At 32.2% G+C, this 20,491-nt stretch carries 13 protein-coding genes; 10 read left to right on the top strand and 3 right to left on the bottom strand.

Going from position 1 to position 20,491, the window contains the following annotated elements:
- The first annotated feature begins 79 nt into the window (after nt 1-79).
- The 4 genes from MY04_RS13945 to MY04_RS13930 all read left to right on the top strand — a co-directional run bounded on the left by MY04_RS13945 (nt 80) and on the right by MY04_RS13930 (nt 5,544).
- The gene (locus tag MY04_RS13945) at nt 80-1,750 is read left to right on the top strand and encodes a hypothetical protein (protein WP_158297706.1); all 1,671 of its coding nucleotides are present in this window, start codon (nt 80-82) and stop codon (nt 1,748-1,750) included.
- Between the two features lie 155 nt (nt 1,751-1,905).
- Entirely contained in the window at nt 1,906-3,333 is a 1,428-nt protein-coding gene (locus tag MY04_RS13940; RefSeq protein WP_066210479.1) for a T9SS type A sorting domain-containing protein, read from the top strand.
- Nucleotides 3,334-3,478: 145 nt separating this feature from the next.
- On the top strand, nt 3,479-4,477 hold the full coding sequence (locus tag MY04_RS13935) for a hypothetical protein (protein WP_066210476.1): 999 nt from the start codon (nt 3,479-3,481) through the stop codon (nt 4,475-4,477).
- The gene (locus MY04_RS13930; RefSeq protein WP_066210474.1) at nt 4,477-5,544 is read left to right on the top strand and encodes a hypothetical protein; all 1,068 of its coding nucleotides are present in this window, start codon (nt 4,477-4,479) and stop codon (nt 5,542-5,544) included. Before MY04_RS13935 ends, MY04_RS13930 begins: the two co-directional genes overlap by 1 nt.
- On the opposite strand, the gene MY04_RS13925 is transcribed toward MY04_RS13930, so the two are convergent.
- Entirely contained in the window at nt 5,541-6,311 is a 771-nt protein-coding gene (locus MY04_RS13925; RefSeq protein WP_084005886.1) for a sulfite exporter TauE/SafE family protein, read from the bottom strand. The genes MY04_RS13930 and MY04_RS13925 overlap by 4 nt on opposite strands.
- Nucleotides 6,312-6,315: 4 nt before the next feature.
- Entirely contained in the window at nt 6,316-8,121 is a 1,806-nt protein-coding gene (locus MY04_RS13920; RefSeq protein WP_066210470.1) for an SLC13 family permease, read from the bottom strand.
- 166 nt (nt 8,122-8,287) lie between these two features.
- Here MY04_RS13920 and MY04_RS13915 point away from each other — a divergent pair, with 166 nt between their 5' ends.
- From MY04_RS13915 to MY04_RS13890, 6 genes are all read left to right on the top strand, one after another.
- Entirely contained in the window at nt 8,288-11,425 is a 3,138-nt protein-coding gene (locus MY04_RS13915; RefSeq protein WP_066210467.1) for a PAS domain S-box protein, read from the top strand.
- Nucleotides 11,426-11,594: 169 nt separating this feature from the next.
- On the top strand, nt 11,595-12,629 hold the full coding sequence (locus tag MY04_RS13910; protein ID WP_066210465.1) for a threonine aldolase family protein: 1,035 nt from the start codon (nt 11,595-11,597) through the stop codon (nt 12,627-12,629).
- Between the two features lie 88 nt (nt 12,630-12,717).
- Nucleotides 12,718-13,164: a DUF4199 family protein gene (locus MY04_RS13905; protein ID WP_066210463.1), complete on the top strand. Its 447-nt coding sequence runs from the start codon at nt 12,718-12,720 to the stop codon at nt 13,162-13,164.
- Between the two features lie 184 nt (nt 13,165-13,348).
- Nucleotides 13,349-14,587, top strand: a complete 1,239-nt coding sequence (locus tag MY04_RS13900; RefSeq protein ID WP_158297705.1) for a hypothetical protein — start codon at nt 13,349-13,351, stop codon at nt 14,585-14,587.
- Between the two features lie 573 nt (nt 14,588-15,160).
- A complete protein-coding gene (locus MY04_RS13895; RefSeq protein ID WP_066210459.1) occupies nt 15,161-16,234 on the top strand; it encodes a T9SS type A sorting domain-containing protein in 1,074 nt (357 codons plus the stop codon).
- 253 nt (nt 16,235-16,487) lie between these two features.
- Nucleotides 16,488-17,657 (top strand): T9SS type A sorting domain-containing protein, encoded by a 1,170-nt coding sequence (locus MY04_RS13890; RefSeq protein ID WP_066210458.1) that lies wholly within the window; start codon nt 16,488-16,490, stop codon nt 17,655-17,657.
- Nucleotides 17,658-17,750: 93 nt separating this feature from the next.
- On the opposite strand, the gene MY04_RS13885 is transcribed toward MY04_RS13890, so the two are convergent.
- Nucleotides 17,751-20,066, bottom strand: a complete 2,316-nt coding sequence (locus MY04_RS13885; protein ID WP_066210456.1) for a hypothetical protein — start codon at nt 20,064-20,066, stop codon at nt 17,751-17,753.
- Between the last annotated feature and the right edge of the window lie 425 nt (nt 20,067-20,491).

Genomic DNA, 20,491 nt, shown 5'->3' with positions numbered 1-20,491 from the left:
GACTACTTTACTAAATAATAAACCTCTATTCATTTTTAAAGGAATACTTTTGGGAAGTTCATCAATTTTCTAAAAAGTAATGAGACTACTATTTTTTTATATTTCCCTAATTTTATTTGTCACTTCGTGTACTTCAAATAAAAAAATAAAACCAAGAGTGAGAATTACTCAAGAGGTTAGAGCAAACTTAAACGATGAAATCTTTGGCCAATTCTTAGAAAAACCCAGTTGGGGAGGAGAGAAAGGACCTGAGGCAGCATTAAAACAGGGGACACATCAACTTCAAGATGGAGTATTTGAGTTGATGGAGGATATGCATATTCCACTATTACGATTTCCAGGAGGGACTGATGTAGATTTTTCAGAATGGACGAGCATGATAGATTTGCCCAATCGAAAAGAAAGACCTTTAGTAATTGGTAATCAAGGGGACACTGTGTCGACGTATTTCGGTTATGATGAAGCTGGTAAATTAAGCGAAAAGCTAAATTCTGAATTTATGTTAGTCATTAATTTTGGTGATGGTTACTTTAAAAAGAAACCTCTTAAAGAAGCGGTGATGCACGAAATGGGGTTAATCGCTTACATGTCTTCTAACATAGAGAATGATTTACCAAAATCCTTAAAAAAATGGCCGGAATTAAGAAAGAAAAATGGTCATGAATTACCTTACAAAATCAAATATGTCCAAGTCGCTAACGAACCTTGGGTGATGGATAAAAAGAATATTTCATTAAGTGATACTCTTACTCAAGAAACATTAGATCATTATTTTACCTGTTTAGATGCATATGTAGAGGCGATCAATACTTATTTTCCTGAATTAGAAATTATAATAGATGCCAATTGTTTATCCATTAGTCCTTTATTAAAAGAACGCTATGGAAATAGGGTGGATTATGTGGCCCTACATCAATACTTGCCATGGGGTGTAAACCCCTTTCAAAAAGGCGATCAATTTATCACTAGAGATAGCTTAACAGAAAAAGAAGTGTGGAACGCTTGGATAGCCGTACCCGAAATTGATGAACAAGGGAATTCAGTCTTTAAAGATAATCTTCAGGTAAAAAATGCTTATGGAGCAGGTTACCCTGTGGCTATGACGGAGTGGAATTGGAATGGTTGGTGGAACATAAAATCAAAATATGAAAAAGACAATACAGGTTCTGTAGTAGCCAAAGGTTTTGGAGCAGCAGGGTTTCTTCACGCCATTATGAGAGATACCCATAAAATTAAATTAGGTATCCAATCATTATTAGTGGGTAACTCATGGGGAATTACAGGAATTCGAGTCTCAGAAAATGAGGAATTTGCCCCATATCCTTTACCTACAGGACAGGTGACAGGTCTATATGCTCAACATCATGGAGATAGAATGATAGAGGTGATCACAGAAAATATCCCCAAATATCAACAGCCATATAAAGTAAATGCTATTGCTCCCGCAGATAGTGTAGCTGTGTTGGATATCGTATCGTCTGCTGATGAAAAGTATGTTTATGTACATATCATTAATAGAGCATTTGATGATAATGTGGAGATTACAGTGGACCTGTCTAATTGGAATTTAAAAAAATCTACTGCTGATTTGTTTAGTTTAACGGGTAATTACAGTAATTCAATTCCATGTGATAGCAAAAATAATCACTATTTATGTTCTAACAAACAGTCTTTAAAAATTGAGAATAATGAGCTGAATTTAAGTCTTATAAAAAGATCAATAAACATAATAAAAGTACCTATTAATTGAAGTAGTAGATTTTTCTTAATATTTATGTGTTGTAAATGATTGATTTAAAGAGTGTTAATAAAATATTTAAGATAATTTAAGATTTAATATATTTGTAGAAATGTTTAAACTAAACAACATTCTATAGTAAAAATGTTATAGGATGTTTTAACACTATGAAAACGAAAATTTTATTTTGGAGTTTATTATTAACTCTATTAACGATTCAAGCTTACGGTCAATCATCACCTAGTATTAAGATTGTTCAGCCAGATTCTATAATCAATTATAATGGAGAACAGCATATTCACCTACCTGAAGGATTTTATAAGTTTATTCGAGTAAAATCGAATACAAGAGTAATTATTGATGGAGATTTAGTATTAAGTGATCTCATCATAGGGTCAAAAGAGATGTTTGAATATGGAGATCAGATTATCTCTGATACAACAACTTTATCTGGATACCATCATATAGGAAATGGTTGTACTGTAATTTTAGAACCTAATGCACATTTAGAAATTCATGGTCGATTTCATGATTTAGCTACACAATTGAGTATTATATTAAAGGAACATTCACAAATCATAGTGAACAATATTTTCACTTTTAACTTGGAGAGTGCCAATCCTGATCACGTAATATCTTTTGGAAGTGGTTCTCAGATTATCGCAATGGGAAAGACCGATATTAATCTTAAACCAATTGAGTTGACGAACCATGTCAACCAACTCAATAAATATCAGTTAGCATTGTTGACTGATATTGGTCGATTTCTTATTGCAAATCCAATGGTTGATATTACCAATGACGATGATATAGATAGAGGTGTTCTACAGTTTATGCAGGCAAGACCAAACCCAAGGTTAGCCAACAATACATTATCAGTTTTACCTTCGGAAACAAGCGGTTATAATATGTCTTTAACTGAGATCAGAGAATTGTTTAGAAAACTATTCCACACTTTTGATAATCAGGTAAGGTTCCTTCATATGGGGCCATGGACAAATTTTTCACATTTTTATTTTGAGCTTGAACATGCTTATACCGATTTACCTGTAGAGTTATCAAATTTTAAGGTTGAACGAAATAGTGAGCATACTTTTGATGCAACTTGGTCTACAGAAACAGAAATCAATGCAGATCATTTCACTTTAGAAGTATCATCAGATAATATTCATTATAAGTTATTAGAAGAGAATATTCCGGCATTTGGTAATAGTAATACACATCAAGAATATACAATAAATGACGTTCCGTTTTCTTCTAATCATGCCTATGTACGTTTGACAGAAGTTGATTTTGATGGAGTGAGTCAGTCATGGATTCGTGAAATTCATGCTATTGAAAATGAGTTTAGTTATCAGCAGATCTACCCTGTTCCCGCGAATAATATCTTGCATGTATCGCTTAATAATTCAGAGATGAGTGGAGTAAAATTTGATCTTGTAGAGGCATCTACTGGAAAAATAGTATTTGATAAACAGTATAGAGAAGTACATGAAGTAGATATTGATACTTCCAATTTAAAAGATGGCATTTATGTGCTAAATGCTCATGCTGGATCTAAAAATATTCATTCAGAGGTAGTTGTGCTACATTAAGTCAACTAATAGAATTTATTGTAAATGAGATGTTATTTGGTTTTATATCAAATAACATCTTTTTTTATTTATATTTAAATCTAAACTTCCGAAAAATACGTACACTATAAATGAATGTAAATATTATAGTGTCAAAGCAAACAATATGAAACTAAACATCGATAATCTTGAGCTAAAGGCTTCTATCTCTTGGTTTAAAGAAGACTGGGTGATGTATTTATTAAAACTGATTCCAACCTATTTTGTAATCCTAGTTTTCTTCACTGGTCTGATTCCAAATTTACTTTTAGATGAAAATCCTAAATGGGGGTATTATGTACTCTTTGCAACAGTCATAACTAATGTATTGATCACCATTGTATCTCTTATAGTAATTGGAAATACTAAAATAGAATGCGATGGGGTGACTTTAATAGTAAAACATCCAAGAGGAAAAGAAATTAGTATTCCAACGAATACAATCGCACAGTTATATCTAGATTATCACAAAACAAAATCTCTAAATTCTAATACTCCTCAAGTAAATTTAGTACTAAGAACTAAAGACGATAATGATATTCCTCTTTTAGAAGACAGAACCATATCAGCCTATAGTGGCAGAAAATTAGAAAGTGCAATAGAAGATTTTTTAGGGATTGATGATTATTCTATTGATGGAGAATATCAATTGCATGGACTTCAAAAGAAATCAATCGAACAAGTAAAATCATTTGATGAAACAGTTGCCATTGGTGATGTAATCGATATTAATGAAGAGTCTCATATTTTAGAAAAAAAGTATCAATTCGAATGGGATAACCAAAGAGTAGATCATTTGTTATGGACAAATAATGGTAGTGAAAAGAAAGTTTTTCAGAGAAAACACGAGAAGTATTATTTAGAGAAATCAATCAATCCAACTAAATTCTTTTTAAATGCTTTCTTCAAGGATAAAGTGGTTTGGGAAGATTTAAAATACGATTTCACCTATCAGAATAATTATTACACCATAGTAGAGGATTTAAAAGGACAATTTTTTCCAGATCATACTGTGGAAAACTTGGTGAGTATCCAACAGAAAACGTATAAAAGCACTTATGAATGGATCACAATAAGACAGTTTTCTGAAAATAATTTTGAAGTAAGTAAAGTTGAAATCGCATAATGAAGGTAGTTGAAACAAGAACAGGAGCAGCCATATTAACTTTTAAGGGAAAGTTAACTGAGCGATTGAAAAGTAAAATCAGAAAAAATACCAATCCAATGGGAATTAATTATCTGTTTTACTTTGTCGGAATAATTTTCTCGGTTTATTTTTTTACCCTTCATTGGATACTTGGATTAATCATTTTAGGTATAGTAACTTACTTGCTCTCTTTTACTGCAAGGAAAATAAATAGAGAAACCTATTTTAAGTTTATTCTTAACCATGGAGTCATCTATTTTATTTCAATGGATAAAGATTTAGACTATAGAGAGGCACATAATACTGATATTTTTGAGCAATTGTATATTCAAAAAAAACAAGAAAATACATATATCCTAAATCTAATCTTTGAGAAGAATGGTGTAAGACAACAATTAGATTTACTTGAATTTGATGAGAAGCATCTTCGTGAAATGATGGATGTAAAAGATTATGTACATGATTTTTATAATACTATTCCTGAAGAAGTAGAGGAGATAGAATTACCTGATAAAAATGCCAATTTTGTACCCAAAAAGAAACGCTCTTTCTTTAAAGTCTTTGATCAAGATTTAGATGATATTAGAACTAAAGGTGTATTTACATTAAAAGGAGAGGACTATTTTGTCGATAAAACGTATCAAACAGAATGGGATAACGGTATGATTTCTTATTGTTTTTCTTTAGTTGGTGATACATCACTTTACTATCATCCATTGGTAAATAGAAAGTTTCTTTTTTTAGAATCTCCAGCAAATACTTCCTTAATAGAAGATTTTATTGATGAGGAAGAAGTGATGTTGGAAAAAGCAAGATTATTAAAATACAATGGAGGGCAGTATTACTTTGTAAGTAGACATCAAGGAGTGACTTCTTTGGATGGGAATTATTTATCTGATGATGTATATCAAATGCTCTTTGAAAGTGAAAATGGACAAAAAATATTGAGGTTTTATGATGATAAGGGAAAAGTGACTGTTACGTTAGGAACTATCATTCAAGAATCTCAGATCAATCAGATTTTACCTCAAATAGAGAATAACTAACTGTTTTCAACCCATAGATCGTATAATGTTTTAATCAGGAAAACAATCAACATCACATTAAAGAAGGTTTTTACTTTCTTAGGATCTACTTTCATCGCTAATCCGGCACCAATCCATGAACCAATAAAGGCACCGACAAGTCCTATGATTCCATAGTCCCAAAGTACTTTTTGTTCTATGGCGAATGTAATTAATGCAGCTAAGGAAGAAATCATGGCTAAGCTTTTGGAAAAAGCAACGTTCACCATAGTGGGTACAGAAGCAAAGAAGGAGATGATAAAAAAGGAGATCACGCTTGTACCAGGTCCAAAAAATCCGCTATAAAAACCAAGAAGGATAGCTGTTGGATAAATAATTTTAGGTCGTAAGTGAGCTTTATTATTTTCTGTAGATTCCTTCTTTTTGTATCTGTCCATAGTAAATAGTACTATGATCATCACGAGGAGTAATATGAGCATGGAATGAGTTGAAAGAACATCACTCATTTCTGCTCCAAAAATGGCCATACCAATACATAAAACAAAAGAAATCAATAATTCTTGATTCAATTGTAATAAGCCATTTTTATAATATCGCCAAGTGGCTGTTACCGAAGCTGTAGTTAATATTACTTTGTTGGTTCCTAATATATAATGTGTGGGAAGTCCGAGGTAGATCAATAAAGGGATGGAAAACATACCGCCACCCCCAGAGATTGCTGTGATTACAGAAGAAAATATACATCCCAAAAACCAAATAAGGTAATTGATATATTGGTCATCCATCATTGGATTATTGTAGTTGGTAATAAAATGAAATAAAGGTAATACAAACTACAGTATAAATTGCCATTAATGGTAAACCAACTTTCATAAAATCCTTTGGTCGATAACCACCAGGTCCATAAACGATCCAATTGGTTTGATAACTAACAGGGGTTAAAAAGGCGGCAGAAGCTGCAAAAGCAATGGCCACAAAAAAAGGAGTGCTATGTACCTGAAGCATCTGACTTAAGGAATAAGCAATAGGGAAAGAAATTGAAATCGCCGCTACATTTGTAACAAATGAGGTAAGTAGAACAGTAAAAAGGAACAACCCAATAAGTACTCCGTACACACCAAAAGGTAGAAATATTTTTATAAATACATTACTGACAATATCACTTGCTCCCGATGATATAAAGGCCTCTCCCAAGGTGAGGGCAGAGGTAAGCAGAACTAGCAAATCTAAATCGAGTTCTTTATTTACAATATTAAAGTTGGTAGCTTTTATCATCAGAAGTCCAGAAAAAGCAAATATTGCTCCTACCAATAATGGAATAACTCCTAAACCAACAGCAATAACAATAGTGAAAAGAAGCATAAAATACGACCACTTTGCTGCATTTGAAATGGGTGCTTTATTATTTTTTATTGTACTCAATACATAAAACTCTTTGTACATTTTAATATTTGAGAAGAAAGTATCCCCAGCAGAAAGTAAAAGCATATCCCCCGATTGTAAATAGACATCGTCTAGTTCTCCTGTAATTTTCTGACCATTTCTATGAATAGCGACAAGGTCAACATCATAGGTTTCTCTAAATTTAATTTTTGCAATTTTTTTACGAGTAAGAGCAGAGTTGGCAGGAATTACGGCTTCCACAATTTCTTCTTCTTCCTTCTTATTAGGAACAGCTAAACCAGCATCAGAATTTAGAATGACCATAATGTTTTCAGTTTGCCCCATAAACATTAATATATCTCTCTCTTCAAAAACAAAATCATCTGGTATCGGGGTAATCACTTCGCCTTCTCTATGAACCTCAATTAAATAAGCCCCATCGAAATTCTTCATTTTGGTATTTTGTACTTCCTTACCAATTAACTTGGAGGCTCTACGAATTTGAAGCCCCATCAAATATTCTGGTGCAATTGCTTTGGCATCATCAAAAACCTCTTTATTCTCCGGTAATAAGTTATACCCCAACGTGACCAAATAGATAATTCCGAAAAAAGTAACCAAAAGTCCTAAATAAAGGAAGTCGGAATAGGCTAAAGGAGGTAGTTTGTTCGTTTCTATAAAACCAACCAATACTAAGTTGGTAGAAGTACCAATAACAGTAATCATACCTCCAAGGATGGTACTAAAACTTAAAGGTATAAGGAGCTTAGATGGATGTGCTCCCATTTTTTTGCACCAATCATAAACATATGGCGTTAAGCCCGCTACAACAGGTGTATTATTGGTGAATGAAGAAAACAGGGCAGAGAAAGTGATGATCTTAGCCATAAAAAGGCGTGGCTTTTTAGAATCACCTACTAAGTAATTTAATATAAGTGAAACATTGAATGTATGATAAAGATGAGTAGTCACAATAACTAGCACAATGATTGTAGCTATTGAAGAGTTACTTAAAGAGTTTAAAACATCTTCTACATGAATGATCCCTGTAGCCAATAGAGCAACGACTCCTAAAAAGAAAATGGTAGAGGGTTTTTCCCATTCTTTTAGTAAGGCGATGATAACACTTATAACAGTAATCAACACGATCCACCTGTCGTATTCTTGAGGTAGTAACTGTATGTTCTTTTGAGCTAGTAGCAATGGGTTAGGCATAGGATAATGACAGTTATAACTTAAAAGGTATATAGTTTAGCGATAAGATTGGTTATACAAATAACATACTTATATTGTTATGAACTGATTTTTTTGACGAATAGTTGATCGCATAGTTTGAAATTTTAAATTGATCTAGGAAAAAATCCTATTTAATATATAAGAGATGAAAGTAAGTGCAGAATTTAGAGGAATTGCCACTATTGTGATTCTTAGTTTGTTATTACTAACGAGTTTCGTTTCTTTTTTGAGATCTTCACAGGCAGAAAAAAGAGATGTTTCAGAGATATTACTTAATCAGGAATACAAAATTGCCAATATTCCATTTCATGCTAAAGACTATTATCGTTCAGAGGATAGAAAGACACTTTTGCAGTTAAAGCAAGAGGCCGATAAAATTTATTCTCAAATTTTAGCTATGGAAAAAGGTATTTCTTCTAATTCTACTGAAAAGCAAAGTGTATTAGTACTTACCTCTTTGGGTGACGATCAACTTTCTCATGCATTAGAACTTTACAGAAAAAGATTTGAAGATTATTATACAAAAATTGATTTGATGTGGGATGCCAGTATTGAATCAAATTCATCTGTAGATCTTCAAGCAAAATCAAGAACAGGATCATTAAGTGGCAGGGCCAGAGCACTTGATGAAGAAGAAGGAAGTGATAAAATCGGGAAAGCTTTAGATTTCCTGCAAAGAAGAAATTCATCATTACTATTACACAATAGAGAAACAAGATTTCAATTAGAAGAAAATATCCGTCAGACTCGTACAAAGAGTTTAATCTTTAACGGTTTGCTTGTTGTTTTTGGTGTTATTGTTTTGTTAACACAAGGAGCCTTTTTTAGAAATCAGATTCTTGTACATATTCGACTTCTTCGTAAAAACTTAGAGGAATTTACAGGGGAGAAAGAAAGTTCTGAAATCCCTGATATTCAAATTATCGAAAATAAAGTATTTGCCCTAGAAGACGATTTTAATAGAATTACTGAGATGATCGAATATCTTGGAGATAAAGATTATGAGGTAAACACAGAAGGTCTTAATTCTAGATTATCCGACTCTTTCTTAAGAGCTAGAAATACATTGGAGCAACTATCTAAGGAGGAATTTGTAAGTAAATGGATTACCGAAGGGTTAGCGAAAACTACAGAAACATTAAATGGACAACAATTTGATACCATCGAAGAAATGGCTTATGAGTTTGTTCGTTTTGTTACTCGACATTTAGGTGCACTTCAAGGAGGTGTTTTCTTAAAGATGAATGCAGAAGAAGAAAATATCGTGCATCAAGTAGCGAGTTATGCTTATGGTAAGAAACGTTTTCCTCAAAGAAAAATATCAGCCAACGAAGGACTTGTTGGTCAGGTCATGCTCGAAAAACAATACGTGTATGTAGAAGATTTACCTCAGCATTATACCGCTATTTCTTCTGGTTTGGGTGAGGCTCCGCCAAGATCTATTATTATTATTCCAGTGGTACATGGTAACGACGATGTGTATGGTGCCGTAGAAATTGCCTCATATCATTCTCTATTACCACATGAACAAGAATATGCTAATGCAGCTTGTGAACGATTTGCTTCTGCTATTGCGGTATATATGATGAATGAAAATACCCGTAAGTTACTTAAGGAATCTATGGAGGTAAACGATTCTCTAAAGAACAAAGAAGAAACGTTGATCAAAAAAACAGATGAGATGCAGGAAGTGCAAGATCAGTTAAACACAAAACTGACTGAACTTTCTAAAGAATCTAATCTGAATAAAAATATACTGTCTGCCATTGGTAAGACGATGGCCATTATCGAATTTGATATGTCAGGTAAGATTCTTACGGCCAATGATATGTATCTTTCTGTAATGGGTTATAAGCAAGAAGAAATTATTGGTAAACATGAACGTATTTTGGTTTCTTCTGAAGAAGTGAATTCCATGCGATATAAATTATTATGGGATAGTTTATCAAATGGGTCATTTATTTCCGGAGAATACTGCCGTATGAGTAAGAAGGGAGTGGATGTTTGGATGAACGGTACATACAATCCAATATTTGGTTTAGATGGAAAACCTTACAAAATCATCAAATTTGCAGAGTTTACGACAGAACAAAAAGCAAAAGACCTTACCAATTCAGAACGGTTATCACATTTTGGACATTATTTCCCTGTTCTAGACTTGGATTTGGATGGAGTGATTAAAGCAGCTAATACCATATTTACAGATATCTTTGGGTATAAGAGGAAAGAATTCAGAAATACTCCAATTGTTGAATTCCTTGAGAATGCAAATGAAATAAGAGTCTTTAAAAGAGCATTAAGAGACGCAAAAGCAGGAGGAATGATTACTCAACAATTTGTGTTTTTAGATTCAGAAGGAAGATCTAAAATTTGTGATATTCAATTGGCTCCTTTAAAGAAACTAAACGGAGATGTTGATCGATTTACATTATTTATAAAAGATAGTACCTCTGAGGAATTTGTTAAGAAAGAATTAGAAACCCAAACGGAAACGCTTTCATTGTTAAGGAGTGAGATGGAAACACGTAATACGCTTATCGATGAAATGGCGATGGTTCTTGAGGTGAGTTTAGACGGTAGAGTACTTTCTGGAAATAATGTGGTTGAGAAGTGGACAGGATATAGTATAGAAAACCTTATCGGTCATCCTTTAGGAGATTTGGTAACAACATCTTATCAAACGGCTATTTCTGGATTACTTTCAGAACCAAATGAGGCTGGGGTGAGACAGAGAACTTTAGAGTTTAGAACTCCCAAGAAGAAAAAACTATGGGGCGATACAAGTGCTTCTGTTGTAATCAAAAATGAGGTGCCAATTAAGTTTATCTTTATCATATTTGATGTTACTGAAAGAATAGAAAAAGAAATGAATCTCAGTATTGAATTAGAGAAACAAAAAGCAAGAAATGCTTTAACTCGAATTCAAAGTAATTTCTCTGATTCTGGACAAAGCTTAATAGAAGAAATTTTTAATAATAAAGAGATAGATTTTGAAAATGACAATTGGTTAGATCAGTTGCCGTGTTACGCAGCAATTGTCGATACTGGTTTTGATATTGTCAAAATGAATTCTTCTCTCTCGGAGATATCAGATAAAGTCGTTCGTATTTTTGATTTACCTGATTATTTATCAGATCTTCAAAAAGATCAAATTAAAGAGGCGATTAGTAAGGCTAAATTAATGGAGGGTCAAGTAAAATTAAAAGGAGTAAATCATACGATGATCATGGTGCCACTTTTCGATGACATCAAACATAAACTACTGGTTTTATTTGCTGAGTAGTCATTAATCCGAAAGAATTAAATAAATGATTTTAGAGTGATACATTGTACCACTATACCTAACAGTGCGAAAACCCTAACATTTATTGATGAATTAATTCAATCAAAAAGTATATTTGTGCGTTATTTATACTAAACAATTCAGGTTAACCATCGAATTAATTCAATCAATGAAAAAGACATTAGCAAGTGATAATTATGCGGGAACATCTCCTGAAATAATTGAGGCGATAGCAAAAGTAAGTAATGGACATCAAGGAGCCTATGGAGCAGACGATGCTACAAAAGAAGCTATCAAGATGTTCAAAAGACTTTTAAAAGAGGATATTGATGTTTTCTTTACTATGAATGGAACAGGAGCGAATGTTACTGCTTTAAGTTCTGTTTGTCCTTCTTATGGTGCTGTTATTACTTCTAGTGTAGCTCACATTAATGTTGATGAGTGTGGTGCTCCAGAAAAGTTTGGTGGTTTTAAAATCCTAACCATAGAGAAAGAAGACGGTAAAATATCACCTGAAGATATTTCTCCTTTTCTAGTGAATTTGGGAGAGCAACATTGGTCGCAACCCAAAGTAGTTTCCATTACACAAGCTACGGAGTATGGTACGGTCTACACATGCGAAGAAATTAAAGCAATCGCTGATTTTGCACATCAAAATAATCTTCTTTTACATGTTGATGGAGCAAGAATTAGTAATGCAGCCGTTTCTATAGGAGCAACATTTAAAGAAATGTTAGTAGATACTGGTGTTGATTTTATTTCATTCGGAGGAACAAAGAACGGATTAATGTTTGGTGAAGCTGTAATTTTCTTGAATACTTCTTTATCAGAAAATTACAAATACCTCAGAAAACAAGGAATGCAACTTTTATCAAAAATGCGTTTCATATCTGCTCAGTTTGTTGCTTTATTTGATGGAGATCTTTGGAAAAAGAATGCTGAACATGCGAATAAGATGGCTCAGTTGTTAGCAGAGGGACTTCAAAAAGCAGAAGGGGCTAAGGTGACTCAAAAAGTACAAGCCAATGGCGTATTTGCTATTCTCGACCCTAAAGTAATTCCAATTTTACAAGAACAATCTCCCTTTTATGTTTGGAATGAACAGACGCATGAAGTACGGTTAATGTGTTCTTTTGATACGACAGAAGAAGAGATCAATCAGTTTATTACTACCTTGGAAAAATACCAAGTAGTAGAAGCATAGAAATATTTATCACCTTAAAAAGGGCTTGTGGAATTAAACATCCTCAAGCCCTTTTTAGTTATGAAGGAGGACCCAAACTTTTAATACTATGTTTAAAATCGCCTTGAAATATGGTAGCCTCATGTTTATCGGTTACCTTATTTTATTCTTCATCATGAAATTCCTCAATCTTTATCACATTGTGGAACTTAGAGTTCTAAATTTTCTCATTCAATCAACAGGTATTTATTTCGCCTTAAAAGAATTGCGACAGCAAGACCAATCCAATTACGGATATCTCAATGCTTTTCTGGAGGGAATAATTGTAACAATGGCAGGAGCACTTCCATTCGCCATTTTCATGGTAACTTATCTCACCTCCGTAGAACCCGAATTTATGACCTATCTTCAACAATATGCCTTAAATGGAGCCTATTTAAATCCCATGACTGTCTTTATAGGTTTGGTCTTCGAAGCCGTCGGATCAGGTTTTTTAATCTCCTATGTCATAATGAGATACACCTTAATAAAGCAACCTTCTACAATAAAAAATTAATAAGTGTTAATCACAGTTTTTTTCGCAACTGTGGTTTATTTTTTGCGTTTTAAGCTTCTGAGTAAGCTAACAATCAGTTGATAAACCTAATAAATAAACTAATCTATAGCTTACCGAAACTAATTTATAAACCTAATAATCTAACTCTATTCCAGCTGAGTTAGAAATTAATATTCAGACTTCTATGAAATTCATAAATCTAATTTTTATTAGTACACTGATCGCTATATGTACTAGCTCAATGTGTGCTTATGGTTGGCAAGATGCAACCGCTAATGATTTTAATAAACAATATGATTCAGATGGGGAATTATTTCTTAGACTGAGTGGAGATATCATTCAGGGAGCAAGTGAAGTTTTAGATATGAAAAATACAACTATTTATGTTGACTTGAATGGTTATGATTTAGTATTTCGTTATATAAACTTAAATACATCAAATTTATATATTGTAAATAAAAGTAAGGTGGGAGGAGAAGTAATTTTAGGAAATGAAGGTTTTTTTGGTTTAGGTGGCTATGATGCAACAGTAAACCTAGAAGGTGGTTCACACTTTTTTACTTTTGATAATGTATACCTAATATCAGAATTATTTAGAACTTCTACTTTTAATTATGAAGATTCAAGTCCTAATATAAATGCAATAATTTCATATCATGATGTTCAAATATCCAATAGAGATAATTTTAATAATCTGAATGAATCAAGGAATTATAATAATTATTTTTTAATAAACGGATTGGTTACAAACTCTATTTTAAAACCAAATACTCCAGGTATCGATGAAAATCAAGATTTAGATGATATTTGTGTTGATAAAGGCTTTTCAATTTTCTGTGATATTTTGAAAGACGATGACCTTCCAGTCGAACTAATCTCATTCAACGCAGAGAAAATAAACAACGATGTAGAATTAAACTGGGCGACTGCATCAGAAAAAAATGCATCTCACTTTGTTGTTCAAAAATCATATGATAGATCAAATTGGTCAGAAATAGGAGAGGTAGAAGCATTTGGTAATTCAAACACAAGACACGATTATAAATATAATGATAACAACTTATACAACGATGTGTATTACCGTTTAAAACAAGTTGATTTTGATGGTCAATCAGAGTTTTTTGGTCCTTTATTCGTTGCTTTTGGAAATGAAAAGAAATTCAATGTCGTATTGATGCCAAATAACACAACAATTGGTGACCAAGTAAAAGTAAGTATATCAGGAATAAATACTTCTCAGGATGTTGTATATCAGATGTTCGATGGTAATGGTAAATTAATTCATTCTGATGTTATTCAATCCACAAGGAATACGAGTTTACTAGAAGAATTAGAATACCCTCATCAAATGGGAAAAGGAATGTATTACTTGATATTCCAAAATGGAAGCAGTATTGAAAGAAAGAAGATGTTATTTAAATAAATTTAAGTGATAGACAATAATAAACTGTTACAGGATTTTATATCTATAAAGATTTTGTGACAGTTTTTTTATTTTCTAAGTATGTATTTTCTCTTTAATATCTTATTGATAATGATAAAAAAATCAAAAAATGAAATAAATATGTCATAATTATAGATTGTGTCTGTTTTCACTTTTTTGATGAAAATAGACAATAAAAACATATTATTATTGTTTATAAAGTATCATGATATTAGAAGTCTATGGAACTTTTTTAAGTTTTTAGAAATGTTTGTGACTTAAGATTAATTTTTATAATGGGCAGAAAACATACAGATTAAATTAATATATAAATAATAGTTTGTACTATTTTATCGAATTGAAACTTTAAATATATTGACAAGGTAAAAAATAAGCATAAGTTCGAGCTAAATGGATCTTTTCTAGATAATTACAACTCAAATATTATAAAATGGAAAGGTTCTTGTTCACAGATGTAATTAAACGAACTTATTTGAACTTAAATACATCTACAATTTATTCACTTTTTATTCTGACTTAAGTAAGAATAAACTACTGCTAAACATCTATTCTATGAAAAATATAAATTACTACTATTTAATAGCAGTTTTTTTACTGCTTATTCGTTATGACTTATATGCTCAATGTAGCTCAGCACCTTCCGGTACATGGACAGAAAGCTGTACATATATCTCACCTGGAGATTATATATTAAATGCTGATCTTACTTTAAATTTAGGTGGAAGTTCTTTAACAATTGATGTTGAAAATAATACTTTTATTTACGGTGGAGGGTTATTAGACGGAGCCACTACACTAACAATACCAGCTGGCGATACTTTAATAGTTAATGGAGATTTTAGCCTTCGAGATAATGTGAATTTAGTTGTTGATGGAGTTCTTCATATTTATGGAGAAATGGATAATTCCGGTTTTTTAAATGGAGGAGGTTTAAATACTTTGTCTGGATCAGGAAAAATTGAAGCTAGAAATGATATTAATTTTGGTTGGGCGTTTGATTGGGATATACTAGGTAATGCTGATGGGTGGTCAGGAACAATAGTTGATAATGACAGTGATCTTCCTGTTGAACTTACTTATTTTAATGCTTCAATAAATACTATCGAGGTTATATTAGCATGGGAAACAGCAACAGAAATTAATGCTTCTCATTTCTTAGTACAGCGATCTACAGATAAGACTAATTGGTCAACAATTGGAAAAGTAGAAGCAAATGGGAATACCAATTTTGCTATTGAATATAAATTCATAGATAACTCCCCATTATCTCATGCATATTACAGGTTACACCAATTTGATTTTGATGGTCAAAATGAGATATTCGGACCCGTTGAGGTTCATATGAATTCAAATAATTTATCAGGTTTTGATGTAGTCTTAATGCCAAACAGCATCTTACCAAGTCAAGATCTACGTACGAGTATTAGTGGTTTGAATATCAATTCTGCAGTGCAAATTCAATTATATGATGGTAACGGTAGAGGTTTGTATACAGAACAATTTGAAGCATCAGCAGTGAACTTATTCAAAGAGTTTAAGCTACCATTAAATTTACAGCCAGGAGTTTATTACATGGTTTTCCAAAACGGAGCAGAAGTAAAAAGAAAACGATTGGTTATAAAATAATTAGTTAGCTATAAAGATATTAGAAGGTGATCTCGGAAGGGATCACCTTTTTTAGTGATAAAACACTTGTAATCATATATTTATTGAAGGATAATTTTGTATTCAATTCAGAATTATTGAAATTTAATAATATAAATTGAACTTTTCTTTACTCGTTATATCCCTATCCCCAACTAAATAGATCATACTAAGAACGAAGAATGTTCAATTCTAAACTTAATCTTTCTATTTCTAAACCATTGCTATATTAACTATGACAAAAACTATTTTTTACTCCTTTACAGCACTGTTTATTTTATTCATAAATAGTGATGGCTTTAGCCAATGTGAAACAGGTCAAACTACTGATTTTACTTTTAATGAATCGGGCGTAGTAGCATGTGAAACCACACCAGAAACATTTCATTTATTTTCTGCTACCGGTCAAGATATCACAATTACTCACCAAGACGGTGATAATGATCCTAACGATGGACCTGATTATATCATAAATACCGTTTCACTTTTAAATGTTGCAGGCGAAGGGTTATTATCGTTGAGGCCAGGAGCTGGTGAATTTACAGAGGTGGATGGTAATAGTCTAGCAGATTATGCTGTGCATTGGATTATTAAATCAAATACTCATGTAATATTAGATGGCGATTTATTTTTACATTATGGATCTACAATTACTATAGAAGAAGATGCAACATTAGAAATAACTGGTGATATTTCATTAGCTTCAAGTCTATTATTTTGTGATGATTGTCTTAGTTTAGATAATCCAACTAGAGAGGCTGCTGAAGAAGAATATGCAAATACCTTGATATCAAGTATAACAATAAATAATTTAGGAAATTTATCCGTTGGAGGTGATAATGATTTACCGGTCGAGTTAATATCTTTTACTGGTGAAAAAATTGAAGATTATGTAGTACTTAATTGGTCAACTGCTACAGAAATTAATTCTTCACACTTTCTTATTGAGAGGTCTTCGGATAAAACATCATGGGAAGAAATAGGGTATCTAGAAACTTCAGGAAACAGTTCGGTAACTATAGAATATTCTTTTGTTGATGAAGATATTAATGAAATAAATTTTTATCGTTTAGTTCATGTTGATTTTGATCAAACAGAAACTGTTTATGGTCCGATTGAAATATCTGTCATATCTAAAACACTCAATGTTGCAATGTACCCTAACATATTATCTAATGGTAGTTCATTTAAAGTTGCTTTGAATAATTTAAGTATTGGAAGTTCTATTGAAATGACAATTTATGACGTTAATGGGAAGTTTATTGATAATTCTTTATTGAATACTATTAATGTTAATAGCATTGTGATTTCACAAAAACTACCTGATAATTTGAGGAAGGGTTTGTATTTTCTAATTACGAAAAACGGATCTGAAATTAGTAGAACTAAGTTCATGATTGATTAATAGAAAAAAATGTATATGCAAAAAAGGCTACCTAAAATGGTGGCCTTTTTCGTTTATATACTTTTGTAATCAAAATAATAGACTACATCGTATTTATAAAACTTGTTTTAAGATGGGACAGAAGAACTCATTATTAAAGTTGGGGTGATTGAACAGTGGAGTTAAATACATTAATGTCCAATCAAAATTATTGAAGAATATAAATACATTTTGTAATGTTGGTATACTCAAAATAATAGTCCCATAATTATTTCCTTCAAATTGATTTTCACTAATTAATAAGGTTTCGAGTTTAGTTAAATTTGTTAAGGTTGAAGGTAATTCACCACTTAACTGATTTACCATAATGTTTATACTAACTAGTTCAGATAAATTACCTATTTCTTCAGGTAAATATCCAATTAAATTGGTATTGTATAGATCTATACTAGTTACTCTTCCTTCACTATTTGTACTTACACCAAACCAATTGTCCAAATCATTGTCCATTGACCATTGTTGTGATTCGGGGATTTCGAATACACCTTGTTCATTTTTTATCCACCAATTAGAACCACCAGCTGATTCATATAATTTATACAAAGCTAATTTATCTTTGTGAGAATCGGATAACATAGGTTTCTGATAACCCGCAACAAAGTTAACATCAAAACCATCCCCAGTTATAGATCCACTATCAACAATCTTAATCCAAGAGATTTGATTGACATCTTGAAGACCATCAACATAGCTTAAATGGAATTCGTTATTGGCAATGTAGGCATCTCCAACTTTCACCCATTCACCACTGTTTTCTAAGTCATCTTTATAGTATCTACCATTATAGCTTTTATGAACAAATACTTCAGCTTTTTCACCATACGCTTTAAAAGCTTCTTCTTTATCTTCGTAAAAGGCTTTTTTACCCCATGAAGTTTCTACGACTTGAAGTGTAGCATCTATAGTTAATTCTAAAGGTTGAGGTAATTGCATTAGTACCATTCCACCTTCACCACCAAGTGAAACAAATTTATTGGCATTTTTTCTAAAGTCCGCTAAATCTGCATTGGCAGAATTTTTACGAGATTCCTTACTTACATTGTAATTATCATGAGACAAGTCTTTTACATCATAATTAAAGTATTCAGGACGGTACAATTTAACTTCGGCATATTGGTATCCTTCTAAGTTACCTCTATACCACTGATCATAATATTCTCCAACAATTTCTCTATTGTTATCATTGCTGATAGGATTGTCTGAGTTTACATCAAATGATTGGGTTGAAGCCATGTCTCCCCAATTGTGATATAATGTATTTTCAGTTGGGTTACCGCTGTCATCTAATAATATCATCTTGATATCATTTTTAATTATTTCGCCATTTAAGGTTCTCAATTGCAGTTTATCAGAAAAGTGATGAGACGTGAACACCATATTATCGCCTGTTAGTGCAGCACCTGTTACACGGCCACCGATGAGATTGGATTCGTCACGTGCATTTAAACCACCGTAGATAGTACCTGCTTGAAAAGATACTTTGTTGTCTGACCAGTCCCAGTCCATATTATTTAAATAGATAGCAGTACCTCCTTGCCATTGACTGAAAGAGATGAGGCGTTGTCTTTCAAAACCATCTGTTTCGTCACTATTTTGTGTAAACAAGATGTCTCCACCTTGGAATTTGACAGTATTTGTTTGTTGAATGGTATTTTCTTCAAAATAGAACTCAGGTTCCACGAAATCTTCATCTTCAATACCTTCTACAGCGACTTCACTATCAAATTCAAATTTTACGACATGTGCCCAAACTTGTCCTGCATACCTTGTCCCGTTTAAAGAAACATCTACATCATTCCAAATATCGGATCCGCCATTTTGTGCAGTTCCCCAATCAGCAACCACTTTATAGAAACCACTTTTACCTGCAAGAAATAAGTAGCCGTCTTTATCCACATCTACTTGAGTGATTTTACCTCTGAAGCGATATTTATTTACATTCCGTTTCATTTGATCTACTGAAACGTTAGGATCATACTTAAATAGATGAATAACTTTTACTTTGTGTGTAGTGAGATCGACAAGGTAGATTTTTTTCTTTCTGCTAACAACTACTGTGAGGTAATCGTTTTCAGGACTTACACACATATGACCTCCTTGTGGAATAGTAAACGGTTGCCCATTTTCTTTAAAGAGGGACATCTTTTTCAAGTAAGCTTCATCTTCCAAACCCTGAAAGTCGTAGCTTACTTCATAGATTTCAGAACCAGCTGAAGAGGAGTTTAAAATATAAACTTGCTGATTAAAAGGCATTCTTAGTGATGAACTTTCTGTAGTCTCATCAAGGACTTCTTCGTAATGTTTGTTGCAGGAATAGAAAAGGACAGAAGAAATCAGAAGAATAATAATTCTAGAGAATAGTTTTTTCATTCGGTTAAATACGTTAGATAAGATTAAGTATCAATGATATTAGTAGTAAGCACATTTCTCGTTAGTTTAAGGATTGGGTAGAGAATGTTTGTGCTTAATAACAATGTGAAAAACAAGTTAACTATTAAATGTAAACAATTGTAATTTAGGTGATAAAACTTTCACTATGGAGATCAAAAAGTAGTTTTTTATTCTAATATTACAATTTAAATGATTGATATTTAGGAGGGTATTACTTATAATTTTACTCATTTGATGATAAATTCTTTTATGTAAGTCTTTTGAGATTCTTTAAATTTTATCATCTCAAAAAAGTGTTTAAACCCAATAATAATGGTGATATATAAGATTAATCCATGTAAAATATCTTGATAGTGTTTTCAAATAAATCATCAAAATCAAACAAATAGAGAAAAATTGACACC

The sequence above is a fragment of the Flammeovirga sp. MY04 genome, assembly GCF_001682195.2.
GTDB classification, from domain to species: domain Bacteria; phylum Bacteroidota; class Bacteroidia; order Cytophagales; family Flammeovirgaceae; genus Flammeovirga; species Flammeovirga yaeyamensis.
This window is presented reverse-complemented; position numbering and strand designations above follow the sequence as displayed.